Source organism: Candidatus Poribacteria bacterium (assembly GCA_021295715.1).
In the GTDB taxonomy this organism is placed as follows: Bacteria; Poribacteria; WGA-4E; order WGA-4E; family WGA-3G; genus WGA-3G.
The window spans coordinates 19,721-39,991 of sequence record JAGWBV010000010.1 but is presented as its reverse complement, the minus strand read 5'-3'; the positions used below and the strand labels follow the sequence as shown (position 1 = coordinate 39,991).

The window sequence follows — 20,271 nt, the reverse complement described above, 5'->3', positions numbered from 1 at the left end:
ATACGGAAAGGACGTGGATGTTTCAACCTACCTGACCGAACCGCAAGGAAAATTAAAAGTACGTTTCTGAAGGATGTACACAATCGCGACGAGGACTATGGCGATGATGAACGTCCAGATGTTATAGACGTATGCCAGAAACGCCGCAAGTGCAAGCAAGACCCACTCATACCAATGCGTCTTACGGACGAAAAAGCCCATCGTTACGATGGAGAAGATAACAGTACCGACAACAGCAGATACCACAGAGAGTGTATATTCAACCGGTGTGCCTCCTGTGAACAGGATGTGGGTATATGCAAACAGCAGCGGCATGATATAGAGAAGTTTGGAAAACTTGAAGCATGCCCATCCTGTTTTCCATGGATCAGCACGGGCGATAGCGGCAGCTGCGTAGGCTCCCAAGGCGACCGGTGGAGTGATGTTGGAGTCTTGGCTCAGCCAGAAGATAATCAGATGCGCAGCTATAATCGGTATGCCCATCTCAGGAGTCGTCAGGATCGGCACAGCGAGTTCAGAGGTAATCAGATAGGCGGCTGTCACAGGGATTCCCATACCCAACACTAAAGATGCCGCAGCGAGAAGCATAATTGCGATAGCCTTGTTGTCCCCTGCAACCGACAGCACTAAATCTGGGAAAATCCTTCCTAAACCCGTCAAATCTATGACGGCGACGATGATACCAATGGTGCCAACAGCACCGCCAATGGCGAGCGAATTCTTTGCCCCCGTCACCATCGCTTCCCAGATGCGTTTCGGTGTAAGGCGCGTCTCGGGTCGGAAGTAGCTTACCGCGATTGTAACGAGAATTGCGAAGAATGCCGCCTTGTAAGCCGTATATCCAGCGATTAGGATTCCGACGAGGGTGAGCAACGGCAGTAGGTAATACCAACCACTTTTAAGGAGGGGCAGAAACTTAGGAATTTCTGCGTCTGGTATCCGTTCTATTCCTTGCTTTTTCGCTTCAAAATGTACCATTACCCAGACGGAGATGAAGTAGAGCACCGCTGGCATGATGGATAAGAGCGCAATCTTACTATAAGGGAGTCCTGTCCGTTCTGCCATGAGAAACGCACCTGCCCCCATCACCGGTGGTAGAAATTGCCCACCTACGGACGCGGAAGCCTCGACTGCCCCAGCGATGTGGGGACGAAAGCCTGTTCGTTTCATCAATGGTATGGTGAATGTCCCAGTCGCGACTGTGTTTGCAATCGCACTTCCTGCGACAGACCCGAAAAAACCGGACGTCATGACCGAAACTTTCGCCGCTCCCCCTATTGAACGTCCTGCTATCGACATCGGTAAATTAATAAAGAATTGACCGACTCCCGATTTCTCCAGAAAAGCTCCGAAGAAGATGAAGAGGATCACGTAGGTCGCCATAACGTTCGCCATGATGCCAAAGACACCGGCTTGACTGAAAAAGCAGTATTCGATAATCCTACGGGGTGTAAAACCGTGGTGCGAGATGGCATCCGGTAAAGAACGACCGAAAAGAGCATAGAGGATACCCACCACAGCGATGATCGGAAGTGCCCAACCGACCGTCCGACGGCTTACTTCAAAGCTAATCAGAATCGCGACCGCACCTACGAAAATATCGAGTTGACTGTAATTGCCCGCTCGGTTGACCAGATTCGGGTACTCTACAATCCAGTAGCCGATGGTAAAGATACTGAGGACAATCATGCCCAGATCTATGAGTGATGGGCGGGATGTTGGTGAGTTCTTTCGACATCGGTAAAAGATACCAATCAGCGCGAAGGTCAACAAGAGATAGAAACCGAGATGAAATTGCTCATTTGCACTCCCAAACCCTGCACTGTAGATATAAAAGAGAACGAGAGCAGCCGCACCGAGTTCAAAAATCCATTTGTATATTTTTTCTAACTCGGTTCGTTGGGCGTCAAGACCAGAGATTTCTTTAGTTTCAGTTTGTGTCATTTTTCCTCCGCTGTGGGTAATCCCTTTAATAATTCTACATCATATTGGCGCAGAAGGCAAACAATTTTCAATCAGTGTGATCTCTTTATGCCTTGGATTCTCGTTTTTTCTTTAGCCCCATAAATTGTATATTTTAGCATTCTTCACATCTTTTTGAAGGAGACTGGGCAAATGATAAACTAATATAGTAAACAGCCAGTATCATTTGAATAGACAATTGAAACCTTAATTGCGAAGGAAACATATTTATGAAAGGCTTCAGTAAATTTTTACTCAGTTTTCTCGCTTTAGGACTTATGCTTTCATGCGCGCAAACACCCCAGCATATTGAATTGCATTCAGTATATGTTATACCGCGCGGCACTCCAGAAGGTCCCGGCCTCCCCCTTGGTGTGGCTGAAGGTTTAGATACAGAAAAAGTAAAAGCATCTACGGTCGCTGTGGTTTACGGAGAGGGGATTCAACATTGAAGACTTTGATAAAGCCAACAGTATCTACCCAAAGTTTCCCTCATACGCCGAGCGCGGGGCGGTGAAGGTCTCCTTGGGCATCTCTGAAACTACTCAAGGGCATATCACGGAAGCACAGCGGTACTATTACGCCGCAATTGAAGACGTTGATCAGGCTACCAGTTATGACCGACATGATACATACGCCTACATCATTCGCGGATATACAAAAATTTGCTTGGGTGATTTTGAATCTGATAAAGGGAATATCGCGGAAGCCGAAAGCCTATACAAAGCAGCGATAATTGATTGTGATTCGGCTATCGAGTTAGACGCGAAAAAACCCTTACGGTTATCACACGCGCGGTGTTGCCAAGGCAAAACTTGATGATTACAATGGGGCGGTTGAGGATTTCGATAAAACTATCAATCTCAAGCCCGATTTTGCCAGACCCTACTATAATCGCGCGCTTGTGAAAGTGCTGCTTGGGCAAAAAAAGGAAGCGAAGGCAGATTTCAAAAAGGCGAAGGAACTTGACTCAGATATAGGAAAATAAACTCCTATTTGCCAGCAAAAGTGAATTATGATAGAATAGCGATACGTAATTGACTCAGGAAGGAGATACGAAATGGCAATAGGATTGGGCGTTATTGGGATGAACCCCACGAATATGGGGTCAACTGCGACCCTGTTAAAAGATGTACCGGACCTGAAATATGAACTCCGAGGTATCTGCGCGAAGCAGGCAGATGTGCTTGAGAATTATGCCAACCAAATTGGCGTGGACTTTTGGACAACAGACTATCGTGAACTCGTGCAGCGCGACGATATTTCTGTCATTGCTATCTATTCCCCGGACCACCTACATGCCGAACATTGCGTTGCGGCGATTGAAGCAGGTAAACATGTCATTTGCACAAAGCCGATGGTGACCAAGTTAGCCGATGCCCAACAATTGGTGGATCTCGTGCGCGAGCATAAGGTCAAATTCCTTGTGGGGCAGTCGATGCGGTTTGACCTACAGTTTTTGACGATGAAAGGGTTCCTCGACGACGGTGATTTAGGCGACATTATGCTGGCGGATGCCTATTATGTCCACGACATGCGCGAGGTCTATGATTTCACGCCGTGGCGACTCCATGAACCACAAGATTTGATGTTCGGCGGTATTGTGCATCCTGTTGACCTATTGCGCTGTCTCCTCGGTGATGTAGATGAGGTGCACGCCTACGGAACTAAAGGTTTACTCACACCGGAATACCCTATAAAGAACAATTTTTTTCTCAACCTGAAGTTTAAGAGCGGACAGATTGCGAGAGCGATGGGGCTTTACGATGTCGTCCATCCCCCGATGCCGATGCAGCAGATATCCGTTTTCGGAAGTAAAGGGACAGTAATTGGGGACTTTACGGACAACAAAGAGGGACACGTCAAGTTGATGCTCGATAAAATGGCCACCAGAGAACCCTTTGAAGTGATCTGCCCTCCTGAAATAGATACAAGCGTTTACGGACACGGACAAACGGTTATCCGATATATGCGCCATTTTCAGCAGTGTCTTGAAGAAGATTTAGAACCGTCGCCGAATGTCATTGACGGTGCAAAATCTATTGCTGTCGGCGTGGCGGCGTGGGAGTCTATTGAGACAGGACAACCCGTGAAAGTATTCAACGACTTTTAGCGACACCTGTCCTTCTCGTCCACTTCACCGACCCGCAAGGAACAATGAAAACGCGTGCTCGGGTTTTAATGAAACCGTAGCACGTAATGAAATGAAGTGCGGTTATACGGAGAGGCACGTCAATATCTAAACCCACCTGACCGATCCGCAAGGAATAATTAAAATTTGACATTTTGTTTTGCATAATATATAATTTAGGCACGCCTAAATTAATTTCTCAACGTTTCTAACAATTTTGGCACATAGTGCCTAAAACTGAATGGGTAAATGCTCATATATTTACTTACCGCAGTGGGAAACTAAAGGCATTGTCTGTTCCCTTTGCGGATTGGAAAGAACGATGCTTACACATGCAGCTGAGGATTACCTCAAGTCGATCTATAAATTGCAAGAGAAAGTCGGTAAAGTTTCGACCGGCATTTTAGCAGAATACCTCAATGTGAAGCCCGCGTCTGCCACTGGGATGATTAAAAAACTGAAGACGATGAAACTGGTAAGACACGAGCGCTATCGCGGTGTTACGCTGACAGATACTGGGAAAGCAATCGCACTCGAAATTATCCGGCACCATCGCTTATTGGAACTTTATCTATTCAAGGCACTCGGTGTTCCGTGGGATGGTGTTCACGAGGAAGCAGAAAAATTGGAGCATGTCATTTCGGAAGACGTGGAGGCACGAATGGACGAGTTTCTCGGCTACCCAACTGCCGATCCCCACGGTTCACCGATACCCGATAAAAACGGCGTTGTAACGAAAACTGAATCCATTCCAATGACAGACTTGTGTAGTGGACAATCCTGCATTGTTGCTGAAGTGAGTGACACCGATTCGGCGATGCTTCGGCATTTAGGAAGTTTCAATCTCTACCCGGGCACAGCATTCCGAGTGATTGAAGTTGCTCCGTTTGCAGGTCCCTTTACTATCGACGTTGCTGGACAGCAGGTCGTTATTGGGCGTGAGGTCGCGAAACAGGTTTTTGTGGATAAAGTGAAAGATCCGGAATAGCGGTCGGTAGTCGGCGATCAGCGGGCAGTAAAGGTCATTTTGTAGTAGGTGAGCGTGTTGCAACTTTCACAACGGTCTAACAAAGAGCGATAGGTATATTTGAAGGGAGTCTAAAATGGAACAACAAAAACAGGTTCGACCGGACAGTAAAACGATCAAGGTGTGGAGAGGTTATTTGCAAGACGAAGTGGATGCCAGTTTTCTATATGGCGTTTTTGCTGAACTTGAGTCGGACGCCAAGCGGAGAGAAATATTAAGCGAACTTGCTGTGGTGGAAACTCGACATGTGGACCGGTGGGAACGAATGCTCGATACATACAATATAAAGGCTAAAAAGCATCGTCCGACATTGAAAGCAAGGTTGATGGCGTGGTATGCTCGCCGATTTGGAGGTGAGTTCCCGCTTTCTCAGATGTTGAATGAGGAGGCAAGTGAAGTCAAAGACTATTTAATGCTTCACAGGAACAGCATGAGGACGGATATCAAAGAGGCTGCACTTGCTTTAGCCAAAGAGTCTGCCCAGCATACGAAAAGTTTACAGGAGCTTACCGGCTCAAGTGATGAACCGTGGCACAAAACCGAGTCTGGAGGTATGGTAGGCAACATCGTTTATGGGTTCAACGACGGATTAACGGCGAACTTCGGTTTAGTCGCCGGCGTTATCGCGGCAACCTCCGATGTCTCTACGATTCTCGTGACAGGCATCGTTGGGACGGTCGCCGACTCGCTGTCTATGGGGGCTTCAGGCTACCTCGCTGCAAAAAGTGAGCAGGAGGTTTATGAGCACGAAATAGAAGTCGAAAGAGAGGAAATTCGCCTCATGCCTGATCTTGAGGAAGAGGAACTTTCACTTATTTATGCCGCACGGGGCATGCCCGAAGAGCAGGCTCGCGAACTCGCACAAGAAGTGATGAGTGATCCAGAAAGAGCACTGGCAGAAAAGGTCCAAGCTGAACTTAAAATAGGTGAGTTACATACAGCTCCGCTCAAAGAGGGGTGGATTACAGGACTCGCGACTGCTATCGGTGCCTTCATTCCGGTTGCACCGTTCCTTTTTACAAGGGGAGCAGCTGCCATCTGGATCTCGTTTACGCTCGCGATGTTGTCCCACTTTGCTGTTGGTGGTGCCCGAAGTATCTTCACTGGGCGGGGTTTGTTTCGTAGTGGTATTGACATGTTTGTTGTAGGGCTTGGTGTCGCAGGCGTTGGCTACCTCGTTGGTGAACTTTTAGAACACTTCTTTTTTGGGAATTAAGATTATGCAGAGAAGATACATATCACTGTTTTTAATATGCATATTTGTGTACATTGGATGCGATCCAAAAGGGAAATCACCTGATGCTTCCGTTGGAGATAAACTTCGCGTTGTCACGACGATCGGTATGATTACTGATGTTGTTAAAAATGTTGGTGGTGAACGGGTTGATGTCACAGGGTTGATGGGACCGGGGGTAGATCCACACCTTTATAAGGCGAGTGCGGGGGATGTGCAGCGGTTAACTTCGGCGCAACTCATCTTCTATAACGGGCTGCACCTTGAATCGAAAATGGGCGACATTCTTGCCAAAATGTCGGGAGATACAAAAACTGTTGCCGTAACAGATGCAGTTGACCGGAGCCTGCTGCTGACGCCACCGGAATTTGAAGGGCAATACGATCCGCATCTGTGGTTTGACGTAACACTTTGGATGGAAGCCGTGGGAAAGATTCGCGATGCTCTCAGTGAATTCGATTCGGACAATACACTAATGTACTACACTAATGCTGAACGCTACCTCGCGAAACTCGCAGAACTGCACGAATATGTGAAAGCACAGGCGGAACGTGTGCCACCTGAACAACGGGTGCTCGTAACGGCACACGACGCTTTTAACTACTTCGGGAAGGCTTATGGATTTGAGGTGCGCGGATTACAAGGCATTAGCACCGCAACAGAGGCAGGTATCGCTGATGTCCAGGAGTTGGCAAAGTTTATTGCAGAGCGACGCATTCCCGCAATTTTTGTGGAATCCTCTGTTTCGTCGAGGAGTCTTGAAGCGGTCCGGGCAGCTGTGAACTCAAAAGGTTTTGATGTAATAATCGGTGGCGAGCTTTTCTCAGATGCTATGGGAAACGAAGGAACACCTAAAGGCACCTACATCGGAATGGTTCGTCATAACATTGATACGATTGTAACTGCACTCACTCGGAGTACATCCACCAGTTCGATGATGGAGGATTAAGTTGGTAGAACATAATCCGTGGACCCTGATGAAATTAGGTTTCCTTAAATGGCATAATTTGTCTTTGCTTTACATTTGGAGGGGTTTTTGCAATGTAATACAAGGAATGGATTTAGTCTATCCCCAGACTAAATCCGGTGTTTCTTCAGATATACGGAAAGGAACTTCAATATCCAAACCTAACGTATCAAACCGCAAGGTAAAATTAAAAACATGCAAGCGTCCGAAATGAAAGCCATTGAAGTAACAGATTTAACAGTTGCCTATCAAGATCAGCCTGTCTTGTGGGATGTCGATTTGGATGTACCACCTGGGGTGCTCTTGTCGATTGTCGGTCCCAATGGCGCGGGTAAAACGACGTTGATCAAGGCGATTTTGGGACTGGTGCGCCCTGCGGCAGGCAATATCTTGATTTACGACAAACCTTATGAAGCGCAACGCCGAATTGTTGGGTATGTCCCGCAACGGGGGACGGTTGACTGGGATTTTCCAACAAACGTGCTGGATGTCGTTATGATGGGACGTTACGGCGCACTCGGATGGGTGCGACGACCCGGGAAGCAGGAGCGGGAGCTTGCCATGCATGCCTTGGAAAAGGTGGGTATGGAGGCATATAGCACTCGGCAAATTAGTCAACTCTCTGGCGGACAGCAACAGCGGGTTTTCCTTGCCCGTGCTCTTGTTCAAGACGCTACAGTATACTTGATGGATGAACCTTTTCAGGGCGTTGATGCTACCACAGAACGCGCCATTGTCACGCTACTTAAGGAGTTCAGAGAAAAGGGAAAAACCGTTGTCGTGGTGCATCACGATTTACAAACGGTAACCGAGTATTTCGATTGGGTAATGCTTTTGAACATTCGTCGGATCGCAAGCGGACCCGTTGATGAAACCTTTACACCTGAAAATTTGCGAATAACTTACGGGGGGCGTGTCGCGTTCATGACGAAATAGCCATCAGCTATCAGCAATCAGATCGGGTTGCGTAGCAAACCTTTCAGCCGTCAGCGCAGTCTTTCTATGAAAAACCTTTCAGCCGTCAATAAAAAAAGAAACGTTACTGAAACGCTTACATCTTTACTGATGACGGATTGCTGACTGCTGATTGCCAGAAAAAATGGAATATCTGAGTATTCTTACTCATCTTGATTATACGCTTCTGATTGTCGCCATGGGTGCTGCCTTGCTTGGTGCTGTAAGCGGGTCCCTCGGCACTTATGCTGTTTTGCGTCGCCAGAGTCTCCTCGGCGATGCCATTTCCCATGCCGCGTTGCCCGGTATTGCAATCGCATTTCTGCTGACAGGAAGTAAAACCCCTCTGGTTTTGGTCCTCGGTGCGGCAATTGCGGGATGGCTCGGTACACTGCTCATTTTGGGTATCGTAAGGCTGACGCGTATCAAATACGATAGCGCACTTGGGATCATACTGTCCACTTTTTTTGGGTTCGGGTTAGTGCTACATACGCTGATTCAGCGGACCGGTAATGCGAATCAAGCCGGATTGGATACGTTTCTCTTCGGACAAGCCGCCACTATTCTGGAGAGCGATGTGTTGACAATTGGTATACTCGGGGGCACTGCAATCGTCATCATGCTTGTTTTTTGGAAAGAGTTGAAGTTATTGGTTTTTGATGATGGTTTTGCTGCATCGCTTGGGTTCCCGATCCGTGCACTTGACATTCTGTTGACGAGTCTCCTCGTTATAGCGATCGTTCTCGGTTTGCAAGCTGTCGGTGCTGTTTTGATGAGTGCGATGTTGGTCGCGCCAGCGGTCGCTGCACGACAGTGGACCAATAAGCTTAGCGTGATGATGTTTCTCGCTGCTGGTTTTGGAGCACTCGCAGGCGTGAGTGGAACGATTATCAGTAGTAGTGCTTCACGTATCCCGACTGGCCCAACGATTGTGTTGTGTGCAACAGTTGTTGTGGGATTCTCGATCATTTTTGCCCCGAATCGTGGACTTTTGTGGGACTGGTTTCGGCACCAGCGAAACAAACGGCGTATAGCCGTTGAGGGGTATGGTGGTAGATCGTATGCTGAGCCACAGGACGACTAAAAACGTGACGGTTTTTTAATTATACCTTGCAGGAGAACTACATCGGTTACGACTTTGACGTGCCCTTTCTGAGTATCCGTTCTCCATTTCGTTACGAACTACGAGCCCGATTTTAAGAAGAACCTATAGCATAAGCGAAAACCTGTGCGAAGCGGAGCGGAGCACAGGTTAGAAACTCCATAATTAAAAAAGTGATACAAGAGCATCTTGATATTCAACTCATTGCGATTGTGACAGCGGTGGCGTGCGCTTTGCCCGGTGTGTTCTTAGTGCTAAGGCGAATGACTTTGATGAGTGATGCCATTAGCCACGCAATTCTCCCCGGTATCGTCCTCGCCTTTTTTCTTACGAAAAGCCTGTCGTCGCCGCTTCTCATTCTTGCCGCTGCCGGAACCGGTGTACTCACCGTTGTTTTCGTTGAGTTGCTGCAACGGACGAAACTGGTGAAAGAGGATGCCGCGATTGGCTTAACGTTCCCTGCCCTTTTCAGCATCGGGGTGATCCTGATTTCTCGATTTGCAGGCAACGTTCATTTGGATATGGATGTTGTCCTCCTCGGTGAACTCGCTTATGCGCCGCTTAACCGGTTAGATGTTTTCGGATACGATTTAGGTCCCATATCTGTATATGTGATGGGGACGATTCTGCTGCTGAACCTCGCCTTTATTCTGCTATTTTACAAAGAGTTGAAGTTAGCAACCTTTGACGCAAGTTTAGCAGCTACGTTGGGGTTCGCGCCTACCCTAATTCACTATGGGCTGATGACCCTTGTATCCGTAACAACAGTCGGAGCATTTGATGCCGTTGGTTCGATATTGGTTGTTGCTCTTATCGCTGGACCGCCTGCTACGGCGTATCTCATCACAAACAGGCTCTCACTGATGCTTACCCTGAGCGCGATTATTGGGAGTATGAATGCTGTAGGTGGTTATTGGCTCGCGTCCGTCTTCGATGTTTCTATTGCAGGGATGATTGCAACAATGACGCTCCTTGTGTTCGGGCTGATTTTTCTGGTTGTTCCGAACCGTGGACTTATCGCTATCGCACGGAGACGAACACGCCAAAAAAGGGAATTTGCCCAAACGATGTTAGTGATTCACCTCTTTAATCACGAAGGACTTCCGGAAGCTGAAGCAGAGTCGGAGATAGCACATCTTCATGAGCATCTCCGTTGGGACCCTTCTTTCGCTACCCAAGTCGTGAAATACGCCCTGCACAATCGTTGCGTCTCTCAGGAGGAAACACAGTTGATGCTGACAGAACGTGGCCGCTCGGTAGCACAGCAGGCACTTGTGCAATAACCATGCTATGCGAATTGGACTTTTCAAAAATCGTATCATAGGTTTGGAGGAGTGCGATTCATCGCATATTGCTTTTTACAATAAAGGTTTCCAGTATGAAAAATACAATACAGAAGTTTCTCACCTGTCTGCTTTTTCTCAATCTTGTATGGATAGTAGGAGCCGATGAGGCAGCACTCAAGAATCCAGATGGCTCTTGGAAATGGACGAATCGACTTATTCATGAGACCAGCCCTTACCTGTTGCTCCACGCGCATAACCCTGTGGAGTGGTATCCGTGGGGTGATGAAGCATTAGAACGTGCGAAGAAAGAAAACAAATTGATTTTTCTCTCTGTCGGGTATTCCACTTGTTATTGGTGCCACGTCATGGAGCGGGAGGTGTTCTCAAGCCCAGAAATTGCCGCAATGATGAACAGAGATTTTATCAATATTAAGATTGATAGAGAAGAGCGTCCAGATCTCGATGAAATCTATATGACAGCAACGCAACTTCTGATTCAACGAGGCGGATGGCCCAACTCTGTTTTTCTCACCCCTGATTTAAAACCGTTTTATGCTGGTACCTATTTTCCACCGACAGATGTGCCGGGCAGACCGGGGTTTCCGACTATTCTTGATGCGGTGCATGAAGCGTGGGTAACGCGAGAAGCGGAAGTCATTGAAGCGGCAGAGCAGATTTCAGATACTATTGAATTGGCGACAAGCAGAGGGTTTACGGCACTCACTACTAAACCATTAGATAGATCGCTTACGACTGCTGCAGTGGACTATCTCCGTCCCGCCTATAGTCATGCCTACGGTGGGTTTGGTGGCGCGCCGAAATTTCCAAGCCCAGCGAATCTCGAATTTTTGCTAAGTGAATACGAACGAAGATCGGAGTTACAAACGCCTCCCACAGAAAATGAATCACTGTTGAAGATGGTGACGCATACGCTGGATATGATGGCTTACGGTGGGATGTATGACCAGATAGGTGGTGGATTTCACCGGTACTCTGTTGACGAAAAGTGGCTCGTTCCGCATTTTGAGAAGATGCTTTACGACAACGCACAATTGGCGAAACTATACCTCCATGCACATCAACTGACACAGGAACCTCGCTATCGACGGATTGCTGAAGAGACCTTCAGTTTCATTTTCCGAGAGATGACAGCACCAGAGGGCGGATTCTATTCAGCTTTGGACGCTGAGACGGATGCCGAAGAAGGAAAATATTACGTCTGGACTGCCGATGAGATTCAGCAAATTCTCGGAGACCAAAAGGCAGCAGCACGTTTCGCTGATGTGTACGGGGTCGACAAGGGACCTAATTTTGAGGGTAAATATGTTCTCTATGTCCCTAACGGCACAGCAGCGGAGGGTGCTCTCAAGGACGTAGAATCTGCACGTGAGAAACTCTTGACGGCACGTTTTGATCGCGAATACCCGTTGCTGGACACAAAAATCATTGTCAATTGGAACGGTCTGATGATAGACGCTCTTGCTTACGGCTATCAGGTACTTGGCGAGGAGCAGTATCTTCTCGCGGCATCAAAAGCTGCGCAGTTTATTCTTGACACCCTGAAAAAACCCGACGGTGAATTGTGTCATACCTATACTGCGGGTGTGGTGAAACAGGATGTGTATCTTGATGACTATGCCTTTTTTGTCCGGGGTTTGCTTGGGTTGTATAAGGCTACCGGTGATGAAGAGTGGTTGAATTCAGCGAAAGAACTCACTGATGCGATGATTCAACTTTTTTGGGACGACAAAAACGGGGGGTTCTATTACACGAAGGCGGATGCAAAGCATCTTATTGTACGTACCAAGAAACCTTATGACTCCGCAATTCCGTCTGGTAATGCAGTTGCTGTTGCCAATCTATTGGCATTTGGTGCGGATTATCGGCATTACGCTGAAGAAACGCTGCAGAGTTTCGCTCACTCTATGGCACAAAGCCCTTCGTCCTTCATGTATATGCATTTTGCCCTCAACCGTTATTTAACCGCAGAGGAAGAACTCGTTAGAACAACGCCATCACTCATCAGTGCGACCGCTGAAGTTAATGCCCAAAACAAAAAGATATACGATGTGGTGCTTCAACTCAATATTGCTAAGGGGTGGCATATTAACGCGAACCCAGCGGGTCAAGACAATTTGATCCCGACAACGATTACCGTGGACGCTGATATTCCGTTTGAACTTGCCAATGTCGTGTATCCGAAAGGGAGATCGACACACTTTGAATTTAGTAGCGAGCCTTTGAATGTTTATGAAGGAAACCTCACGATTCCGTTGCAGTTAAAACAGAAGCCGAATGTGAAGCGCGACAAAAATGTTCCAATTATGCTACAGCTCACCTACCAACTTTGTAATGAGACCGAATGTCTATTGCCACAGACATTGGATATTCCGTTGGAAGTGCCGTAGTTTTTGCCTATGAACGGTGAAACTCATACTGCAATGGGTGTGATTACAGCGTACACGCCTCACGATTTTCTTGATAATCAGATTCTCGTTTGATATAATAGTTATGGTGATCGGTTTGAGAACCCTACCCAATTTTATGAATATACATTTCCAACTTTAGGAGAAACCTTACATGAGAACCTGTATTTCAATTTGCACCACGCTAATTTTCCTATTAATGGCGTGTCACGCTATATTTGCTAATGTTGTTGAGGATCCTGTGCTCTATCTCGATGCCGCTGACAACCCTGCGCATCCGAAGGCGTGGGAGAACCTCGGCACCGAAGGCGGTGAATTGCTTGCCACAGAAAAACCAATGGAACTGGAAGAGGGTGAAATTAAAATTCCTGCCCTCGGTGTCAGTGAACCGAATTTGAAGTATTATACAACCACGGAGTCCCTTTCAACCTTTGGCGGTCCACCGGCAAAAAATACGCCACTGTTTTTCGAGGACTGGACATTGGAATTCCTCTGTAGGCGCAACGGCGATTTTTTTCTTGAGGAGCATCACTTCGCCGGTTTTCAGAATAGCCCAAGAGAAGGCAAGCAGGGAGTTCGGCTTTGGATAGTCGGCGGTCAGAATTTGGACATGTCCATCCATGCTGGCGGTTCTAAGCAAGGTGTTCAACCGCTTAACCTCGTACTTGAGGAAGGTGTTTGGACCTGGATAGCCGTTGTCGGCACGAATGATGATTCAATTGTAGCGTATCAAGATGGTAAACAGGTCAGCAAACAAGCCGGTTTTGAATTCGATAAGAGCTTACCAATAGACGACATCTCAATCGGTGCGAATTCCTTCGATGAACGCCGTCGAACATTTAATGGTTCGTTTGCGATTGTCCGCGCTTATGACAAAGCACTATCCGAAGCGGAGATTAACCAAAACATCTCTGGCACGTTCGCTGTTGATCCGGTGGACAAACTTCCAACGGTTTGGGCAGATGTCAAGCGCGGCTATGAATAACAATAGCGCGCATATACCTTTGGGTCGCGGCTCATTTCTCTCCACAAAGTTTTTGTGGAAGTTACCTCTGGGGCGCGACCCTTTCTCCTTTCAGTATTAACGCTTACGGAAACAGAAATGTCTGGATCTTCCCCTATTCGTCCGTCCCAATATCTTGTCTTGGATAATCGTATCATTGACGAGGCGATCTCGGCTAAACTTACCCTTGGCGAGATTACCAAGCATCCGCAGAACCCGCTTTTTGGTGAGGATAAACCGTGGGAACCGCGTTTCGACAACGTTTACGCCAACGTCATCTATGATGTTGAGGAGAAACTCTACAAATGTTGGTACAATCCGTTTATCATTGATGAACGGGTAACGCACACGCCGCCGGAAAAACGACATCCTGATTGGTGCAATTACATGGATGTAAAACCAAATGAGCGGGAGATGGGGCTCTGCTATGCTTACTCAACTGACGGCGTTTACTGGAAGAAACCTGAGCTTGGGCTTATTGAGTTCGATGGCAACAAACAGAACAACATTTTGATGCGCCACGTAAATGGAGCAGGCGTTTTCAAGGATGAACGTGAAACCGATCCGGCAAGACGTTATAAGATGTTTTTCTGTGGAGAGCCACAAATGACGGTCGCGTTCTCGGCAGACGGATTGCACTGGCGCGAACCCCTTCCAATCCCACAGATTGAGGCACACGGCACGCATCCTAATGCTTTTTGGGCAGAGAGTTTGGGCAAATATGTCGGTGTCACTCGTCAGCATGCTCGTAATATTCGCCTCGTAACACGAGCGGAGTCTCCTGATTTTGTGCAGTGGACACCAGACGAATCTATCCTCAAAGGTTCCAGTCCATTTTTACAAACGCATGATATGATCGTGTTTCCGACCTGTGGAATTTATATCGGACTCATCGGCATAATGGTGTATCCAGAGGACTCCCAAATTGATGTCAAACAACATGTTGAATTGGCTTGGAGTCCGGACACAATTCACTGGCACCGCATACAGGAAGGCACACCATTTATGGGGCATACTCCATCGGAAAAGGAGCGTTATGGGGAGACCCCTTACGACTGGGGAACGATCTTTCCCTCTGCCCCGATTTTCTTTGACGATGAAATTTGCATTTACTACGGTGCTGGAGACGGCTATTTTTTCAACTGGCGTAACGGCTACCTCGCACTCGCAATGCTTCGACAGGACGGTTGGGCAGGCTACGAACCTATCGCCCCCGACATGCCAGCGATTATAACAACACAACCCTTAACCTTTGATGGTCCATCAGTCGGCATGACGGCAGATGTGTCGGATGGTGGTTCTGTGCGTGTAGCGGTTTTGGATAAGACAGGGAACCAACTTGCCAGTAGCGAACCGATTCATTCGACTGTTACAAATTCCCGCGTAAAATGGGAAACAAGTCAGGATTTAGCGAATGTGATAGGCAAGGAAATTCGGTTAAGATTCCAACTGCATAACGCAAAACTCTATGCTTTCCAGATCGGGACAGAGAGTCGGTAATTTCTGTCCATTGATGTTGCATGCCACCTCTACAAATTTCTGACATGTGCCCGAATCTTCTGGAACGCGTCTAAAATCTGTTGCATATCGTCTGTATCCCCTAAAAACATGGAATGTGTGAAACTGCACACCTCTTCGCGATAGACCCGTTCTGCGTGTGGGCAGTTGAGGGTGCTGTAGTCAATCGCTTGATCGCCGAGGTATTTGCGTGGTAATCCGAGCCTATCAAACAATTCAGGGTTACCAAACGGACCTTCGTTGTAGATGGGTTCACCATGTGCTCCGACACCACACGGCACACCTTCTGCGCGGAGTGCTTCTAAAAAGCGATCGCGTGAAACCCCGCCGAACTCCTCAGAGACGAATCGGAAATCCCAATAGTAGAAACACCATCGTGTGACGCGCGCATCGCGCGGAATTGGGTGGAGTCCGTCTATCGCTTCCATCCCCTTAGAAAGGTATGCGATATTTCGTTCACGCGTCTCTACCTGCTCTTCAAACCGTTCCAGTTGATTCAATAAGAGCGTCGCTTGGAAGTTGGTCATCCGCATATTCAATTGTGCGAATTGACCTGCCTTTTCTGCCAATGTTTCATCATTTGTCAGCACCATTCCGCCTTCGCCACAAGTGAGGGTCTTTCCCATCTGGAAGCTGAATGCACCGAGGTCTCCGATTGAGCCAAGTCCTTTTCCACGCCACTGTGAGCCGTGGGCATGTGCGCAGTCCTCAATCACTTTCAGATTGTGTCTGTCAGCGATTTCCATAATCGCGTCCATGTCAGCGGGGTAACCACCGTTATGCACTGGAATAATCGCCCGCGTTCGGGGTGTAATGGCTTTTTCAATCGCATCGGGTGCGATATTATAGGTGAGCGGATCAATGTCAACGATGACTGGCACTGCATTGACGCACACAACCGAGGTGCCTGTCGCCACGAATGTTAGGGCAGGAACGATGACTTCATCACCCGCGGTGATACCAGCCGCCTTTAAGGCGCATTGTAGTGCTACCGTGCCGTTTGCGAGTGGAATACCGTATTTGGCATCCTGAAACGCTGCGAACTTCTCACCGACTTCATCGACTTTCTCGCGTCGGTTCCACGCACCACTCCACAAGGTCTCTAAAAGTGCGTTTTCTTCGGTTTCATCAAAAATGGGCCAACTTTTCCCTAAGCTCCCTTTGACAATGGGGTCGCCGCCATTTAGTGCTAACTTTGCCATGTCTCTGTCCCCCTTGCTATGTGCATGCTGTAAAAGGGGTGTTTTGCTTGGGTGTTTCCCCTAAGTAACCCCGATTTTCCTGATACAGGTAGGCTTGATTTTAGCAGTGTTCTCTTTTTTAGTCAACCTCTTTGATAGCATTCTTCTTGTAGATTTCATCAGAATTCGCTATAGTAATCTTGGAAACTTGGAACATTGTGAAAACTATGGAAACAAACAATCAGACACTTACTGCAATAAACGGAATTACGGTAGGGCACGCTACCAATTCAACCGCTCGAACGGGATGTTCAGTTGTCCTCTGTCCAGCAGGGGCAACCGCGGGCGTTGATGTGCGTGGTGCTGCACCCGGCACGCGGGAGACAGAAGCTCTCCGTCCGGGACGTTTAGTCCAAAAAGTACACGCTGTCCTCCTGACAGGGGGAAGTGCCTTTGGATTAGATGCTGCGGGTGGTGTCGTCCAATATCTTGAGGAACAGAACGTCGGTTTTCCCGCAGGTCCTGTTCGGGTGCCGATTGTTCCCGCGGCTGTTATCTTTGATCTCGGGGTTGGCGATGCCAAAGTCCGTCCTGACAAAGAAATGGGGTATCAGGTGTGCCTTAACGCCACAAGTACCCCCGTTGCGATGGGTACTATCGGAGCAGGCACTGGTGCCACTGTTGGTAAAGCCCCCGGGCTCGCGTCTTCTCCGGGTGGGTTAGGTTCGGCGTGTATGTGTCTCGATTCTGGCTTGATTGTTGCGGCAATTGTGGTTGTGAATGCACTTGGAAATGTTGTGCATCCGAGGACGGGTGAGATTCTCGCCGGTGGGAAGGAAAACGGTGATTTCGTGGACATCACGGAACGACTCTTGGAAGCAAATTTAGTGCAGGGAACCAACACAACTATCGGTGTTGTGGCTACAAATGCGACACTTTCTTCCGCTGAGGTACACCGAGTCGCGGAGATGGCACACGATGGGATGGCACGCGCCATTCGTCCGGCGCATACGATGTTCGATGGAGATACGCTATTTGCTCTCGCAACCGGCTTGCACACTAAAAGTAGTGTAAATACTGTCGGTATTCTCGCTGCGGAAGTTGTCGCAGAGGCGATTGTTAACGCCGTGACGACAGGGTAACCTCGCTCCTACATCGGTTTCCCTTGCATTGCTTCTGGAATGTTGATGCCGAACTCATTTAGGACTGTCGGGGCAATATCGTATAGACTTTTCGTGGAAGCGTGTCCATCTGTCTGTCCATTCCGTTTTATGATGTAAATTCCCATCTCTGCGTGATTGCAGTCATCGGGACCGGTATCGTTCTCGTAGGTATAGATGCTGTTGTATCCGACGCTTCCGACTGAACGCCAAAAGAGATCGCCGAAATAGACGATGAGATCAGGAGCAATGTTTCGGCATTCTCGGTATACCTCTTCGGGCTTAAAAACGCGCGTACCGATGTTAAGTCCCTCCTCATCAACGATTGCTTCGAGTTGTTCCTTCAAATCACCACGGATATCCTCGTAATCTCGCGCACTGACAGTTCCGTGCGGTTCTCTACCTTCAACATTTATGAAGATTCGTGCATAGTAACCGCCCTCTCCCCACGCCTTTGTTTGGTCCCAATCTACCATATCCGGTGTCCATCGCGTAATTTCACTCGGTTCGGTTTTGAGTGTCAGATAACCGTGCTGTCGAAGCCATTCATTGACGCAGATACCCCCGTCCATCCGTTTGGCACCATGGTCAGAGACGACCATGATCGTGGTGTCCTCGTCTACACACGCTAATGTTTCTCCGAGTTCGGTGTCGAGGGCGCGATAGTAGTTCCGCATTGTCTCTGAGAACGGCGAGTTCGGTTCATACTTCGGATGCGTTGTATCCCAAAATCGCCAAAATGCGTGATGGAGTCGATCTGACCCCATTTCGACCATTGTAAAGAGGTCCCAGTCCTTTGTCTCAAGCAGATAGCGCGCGAGTTTGAAACGTTCAGCCGTCATTTTGAGGAGTTGTTGTTCCAGTTCAGCGCGTCGGTCAGTCCGAAAATTCGGTATATCGATCATGTAATCGCTGGCGACTTGTGTGATTTCCCGTGTCAGTCGTCGTGGGAAGGTCCATTGTGAGTTGAGAGTAGGTGTGAGGAAACTGGTAATCATCCATCCCGGAAAGGGTTTTGCTGGATAGGTGAGTGGCACTCCCAAAACGACCGATTTCTTCTGCACTTGCCCTAAGAGATCCCAGAGCGTTGGCACTTTGATGGCGTGTGAGTTGGCGATTGTCATCGCATCGTAAGAATAGTCCTTACGGTTGCGGAAACCGTAGATACCGAGTTCACCGGGATCACGGCTGGTCATCATGCACATCCACGCTGGGACGGTGATCGGGGGAATCGTGCTTTTCAATTCGCCGTAGATACCTTCTTCCATCAAACGGCGTGTATTGGGCATGTCGTCTTTAAAAGCGTCAAAGACAAGCTCAGGCGCGGCACAATCCCAACCGATAATGAGTACTCGCTTTTTCATATCTTCATTTTAAATCACGGCTTGGTATCGGTATTCACAGGTGCTTCGTCGTTGTTAAGGAACCGCTCAATCGTATTTCTCGTTGCCGGGCGCGTGCGGAAATCCGCAACCCACGGTTCACGGAAGTACGCTTGCTTTTCACGCGGTAAAGCGGACAGAACTTCAGGCGGAATCGGTAGACGGTGCCAATGTGTTGCGAGATGCGCGTACGCGTTTAGCACTGTTACACGCGGGGTCTCCCGTTGCCACACCGGACCGGCGTGACACAGGTTCTCTGTGAAGAAGATCGCACTGCCAGCGGGGCATTCGTAGGTCATCAGAAACGGACTCCGCTTCCCTTCTTCTAACGACATGTGGTCAGGATGCATCGGGAAGTTGGATTTGTGACTCCCAACTATAAAGTGCGTCGCACCATCTTTTTTAGAAACATCTGTGAGTTCAAAGACGACTCGCACCATTCCAGCGTGAATCTGCCCATTGTTGACGCGATACCCGAAGATCGGATCTGCCTGTCGTGGTCCGCCACCGTGGAGTTCACCGTGCCTCTGCCCTTTTTCGCGCCAAGCAGAGTAGCTGTGCTCTAACCGTATCTCGGGTCCGATAATTTCATGTAGGACATCCAGAACTTTGGGATGATCAATCAGGACGCTCGCGGGACCGCCCGGGACGGCACGGTGTTCCGGCGGTAAGGATTCTTTGTTGTGATGTATCCGGTCGATCTGATCAACGATTGCATCCACTTCATCGCGTTCAAGGATCGCAGGACGAACAAGGAATCCGGTTAAGTCGAATCGAAATTTTTCTTCATCAGTCATAGGGTGCTATCTCCTATGTTATCTTTGTGGTATAGTAGTTCCTGAAAATCAGTTTACATTTTGGAAAACAACACTCCGTATTTCACGAATACTGTAGGAGGGAACTCCGATTCCCGACGTATCTGGACGATGGTGTAAAAG

At 48.3% G+C, this 20,271-nt stretch carries 18 protein-coding genes; 14 read left to right on the top strand and 4 right to left on the bottom strand.

Annotated features, from left to right (window positions below):
• Nucleotides 1–27: 27 nt before the first annotated feature.
• Nucleotides 28–1,944, bottom strand: coding sequence for a TRAP transporter fused permease subunit (locus tag J4G07_04890; GenBank protein ID MCE2413317.1), 1,917 nt, complete (start codon nucleotides 1,942–1,944; stop codon nucleotides 28–30).
• A 248-nt stretch (nucleotides 1,945–2,192) separates the two neighbouring features.
• On the opposite strand from J4G07_04890, the gene J4G07_04885 reads away from it, so the two are divergent.
• The 13 genes from J4G07_04885 (at nucleotide 2,193) to J4G07_04825 (ending at nucleotide 15,592) form a co-directional block, all read left to right on the top strand.
• Nucleotides 2,193–2,414 carry a hypothetical protein gene (locus J4G07_04885; GenBank protein MCE2413316.1) on the top strand — a complete coding sequence of 74 codons (222 nt, stop codon included), beginning with the start codon at nucleotides 2,193–2,195 and terminating at the stop codon, nucleotides 2,412–2,414.
• A 61-nt stretch (nucleotides 2,415–2,475) separates the two neighbouring features.
• On the top strand, nucleotides 2,476–2,781 hold the full coding sequence (locus J4G07_04880) for a hypothetical protein (GenBank protein ID MCE2413315.1): 306 nt from the start codon (nucleotides 2,476–2,478) through the stop codon (nucleotides 2,779–2,781).
• A 37-nt stretch (nucleotides 2,782–2,818) separates the two neighbouring features.
• Nucleotides 2,819–2,950, top strand: coding sequence for a hypothetical protein (locus J4G07_04875; GenBank protein MCE2413314.1), 132 nt, complete (start codon nucleotides 2,819–2,821; stop codon nucleotides 2,948–2,950).
• Nucleotides 2,951–3,022: 72 nt separating this feature from the next.
• Nucleotides 3,023–4,075: a Gfo/Idh/MocA family oxidoreductase gene (locus J4G07_04870; protein ID MCE2413313.1), complete on the top strand. Its 1,053-nt coding sequence runs from the start codon at nucleotides 3,023–3,025 to the stop codon at nucleotides 4,073–4,075.
• Between the two features lie 340 nt (nucleotides 4,076–4,415).
• On the top strand, nucleotides 4,416–5,081 hold the full coding sequence (locus J4G07_04865; GenBank protein MCE2413312.1) for a metal-dependent transcriptional regulator: 666 nt from the start codon (nucleotides 4,416–4,418) through the stop codon (nucleotides 5,079–5,081).
• A 115-nt stretch (nucleotides 5,082–5,196) separates the two neighbouring features.
• Nucleotides 5,197–6,336: a VIT1/CCC1 transporter family protein gene (locus tag J4G07_04860; GenBank protein MCE2413311.1), complete on the top strand. Its 1,140-nt coding sequence runs from the start codon at nucleotides 5,197–5,199 to the stop codon at nucleotides 6,334–6,336.
• 4 nt (nucleotides 6,337–6,340) lie between these two features.
• Nucleotides 6,341–7,303: a zinc ABC transporter substrate-binding protein gene (locus tag J4G07_04855; protein MCE2413310.1), complete on the top strand. Its 963-nt coding sequence runs from the start codon at nucleotides 6,341–6,343 to the stop codon at nucleotides 7,301–7,303.
• 228 nt (nucleotides 7,304–7,531) lie between these two features.
• A complete protein-coding gene (locus J4G07_04850) occupies nucleotides 7,532–8,257 on the top strand; it encodes a metal ABC transporter ATP-binding protein (protein MCE2413309.1) in 726 nt (241 codons plus the stop codon).
• Between the two features lie 163 nt (nucleotides 8,258–8,420).
• On the top strand, nucleotides 8,421–9,359 hold the full coding sequence (locus J4G07_04845) for a metal ABC transporter permease (protein MCE2413308.1): 939 nt from the start codon (nucleotides 8,421–8,423) through the stop codon (nucleotides 9,357–9,359).
• A 194-nt stretch (nucleotides 9,360–9,553) separates the two neighbouring features.
• Nucleotides 9,554–10,660 (top strand): metal ABC transporter permease, encoded by a 1,107-nt coding sequence (locus J4G07_04840; protein MCE2413307.1) that lies wholly within the window; start codon nucleotides 9,554–9,556, stop codon nucleotides 10,658–10,660.
• A 95-nt stretch (nucleotides 10,661–10,755) separates the two neighbouring features.
• Nucleotides 10,756–13,071, top strand: a complete 2,316-nt coding sequence (locus tag J4G07_04835; protein MCE2413306.1) for a DUF255 domain-containing protein — start codon at nucleotides 10,756–10,758, stop codon at nucleotides 13,069–13,071.
• 172 nt (nucleotides 13,072–13,243) lie between these two features.
• Nucleotides 13,244–14,074 carry a hypothetical protein gene (locus tag J4G07_04830; GenBank protein MCE2413305.1) on the top strand — a complete coding sequence of 277 codons (831 nt, stop codon included), beginning with the start codon at nucleotides 13,244–13,246 and terminating at the stop codon, nucleotides 14,072–14,074.
• 117 nt (nucleotides 14,075–14,191) lie between these two features.
• Complete coding sequence (locus J4G07_04825; GenBank protein MCE2413304.1) at nucleotides 14,192–15,592, top strand: hypothetical protein; 1,401 nt, start codon at nucleotides 14,192–14,194, stop codon at nucleotides 15,590–15,592.
• A 29-nt stretch (nucleotides 15,593–15,621) separates the two neighbouring features.
• Here the strand turns inward: J4G07_04825 and J4G07_04820 are convergent, their stop codons facing one another.
• On the bottom strand, nucleotides 15,622–16,812 hold the full coding sequence (locus J4G07_04820) for a DegT/DnrJ/EryC1/StrS family aminotransferase (protein ID MCE2413303.1): 1,191 nt from the start codon (nucleotides 16,810–16,812) through the stop codon (nucleotides 15,622–15,624).
• Between the two features lie 206 nt (nucleotides 16,813–17,018).
• Between J4G07_04820 and J4G07_04815 the strand changes: the two genes are divergently transcribed.
• Nucleotides 17,019–17,933, top strand: coding sequence for a P1 family peptidase (locus J4G07_04815; GenBank protein ID MCE2413302.1), 915 nt, complete (start codon nucleotides 17,019–17,021; stop codon nucleotides 17,931–17,933).
• A gap of 8 nt (nucleotides 17,934–17,941) precedes the next feature.
• Here J4G07_04815 and J4G07_04810 read toward each other — a convergent pair whose 3' ends face one another.
• Nucleotides 17,942–19,315: an alkaline phosphatase family protein gene (locus J4G07_04810; protein ID MCE2413301.1), complete on the bottom strand. Its 1,374-nt coding sequence runs from the start codon at nucleotides 19,313–19,315 to the stop codon at nucleotides 17,942–17,944.
• Between the two features lie 14 nt (nucleotides 19,316–19,329).
• Nucleotides 19,330–20,130, bottom strand: a complete 801-nt coding sequence (locus J4G07_04805; GenBank protein ID MCE2413300.1) for a phytanoyl-CoA dioxygenase family protein — start codon at nucleotides 20,128–20,130, stop codon at nucleotides 19,330–19,332.
• Nucleotides 20,131–20,271 lie beyond the last annotated feature (141 nt).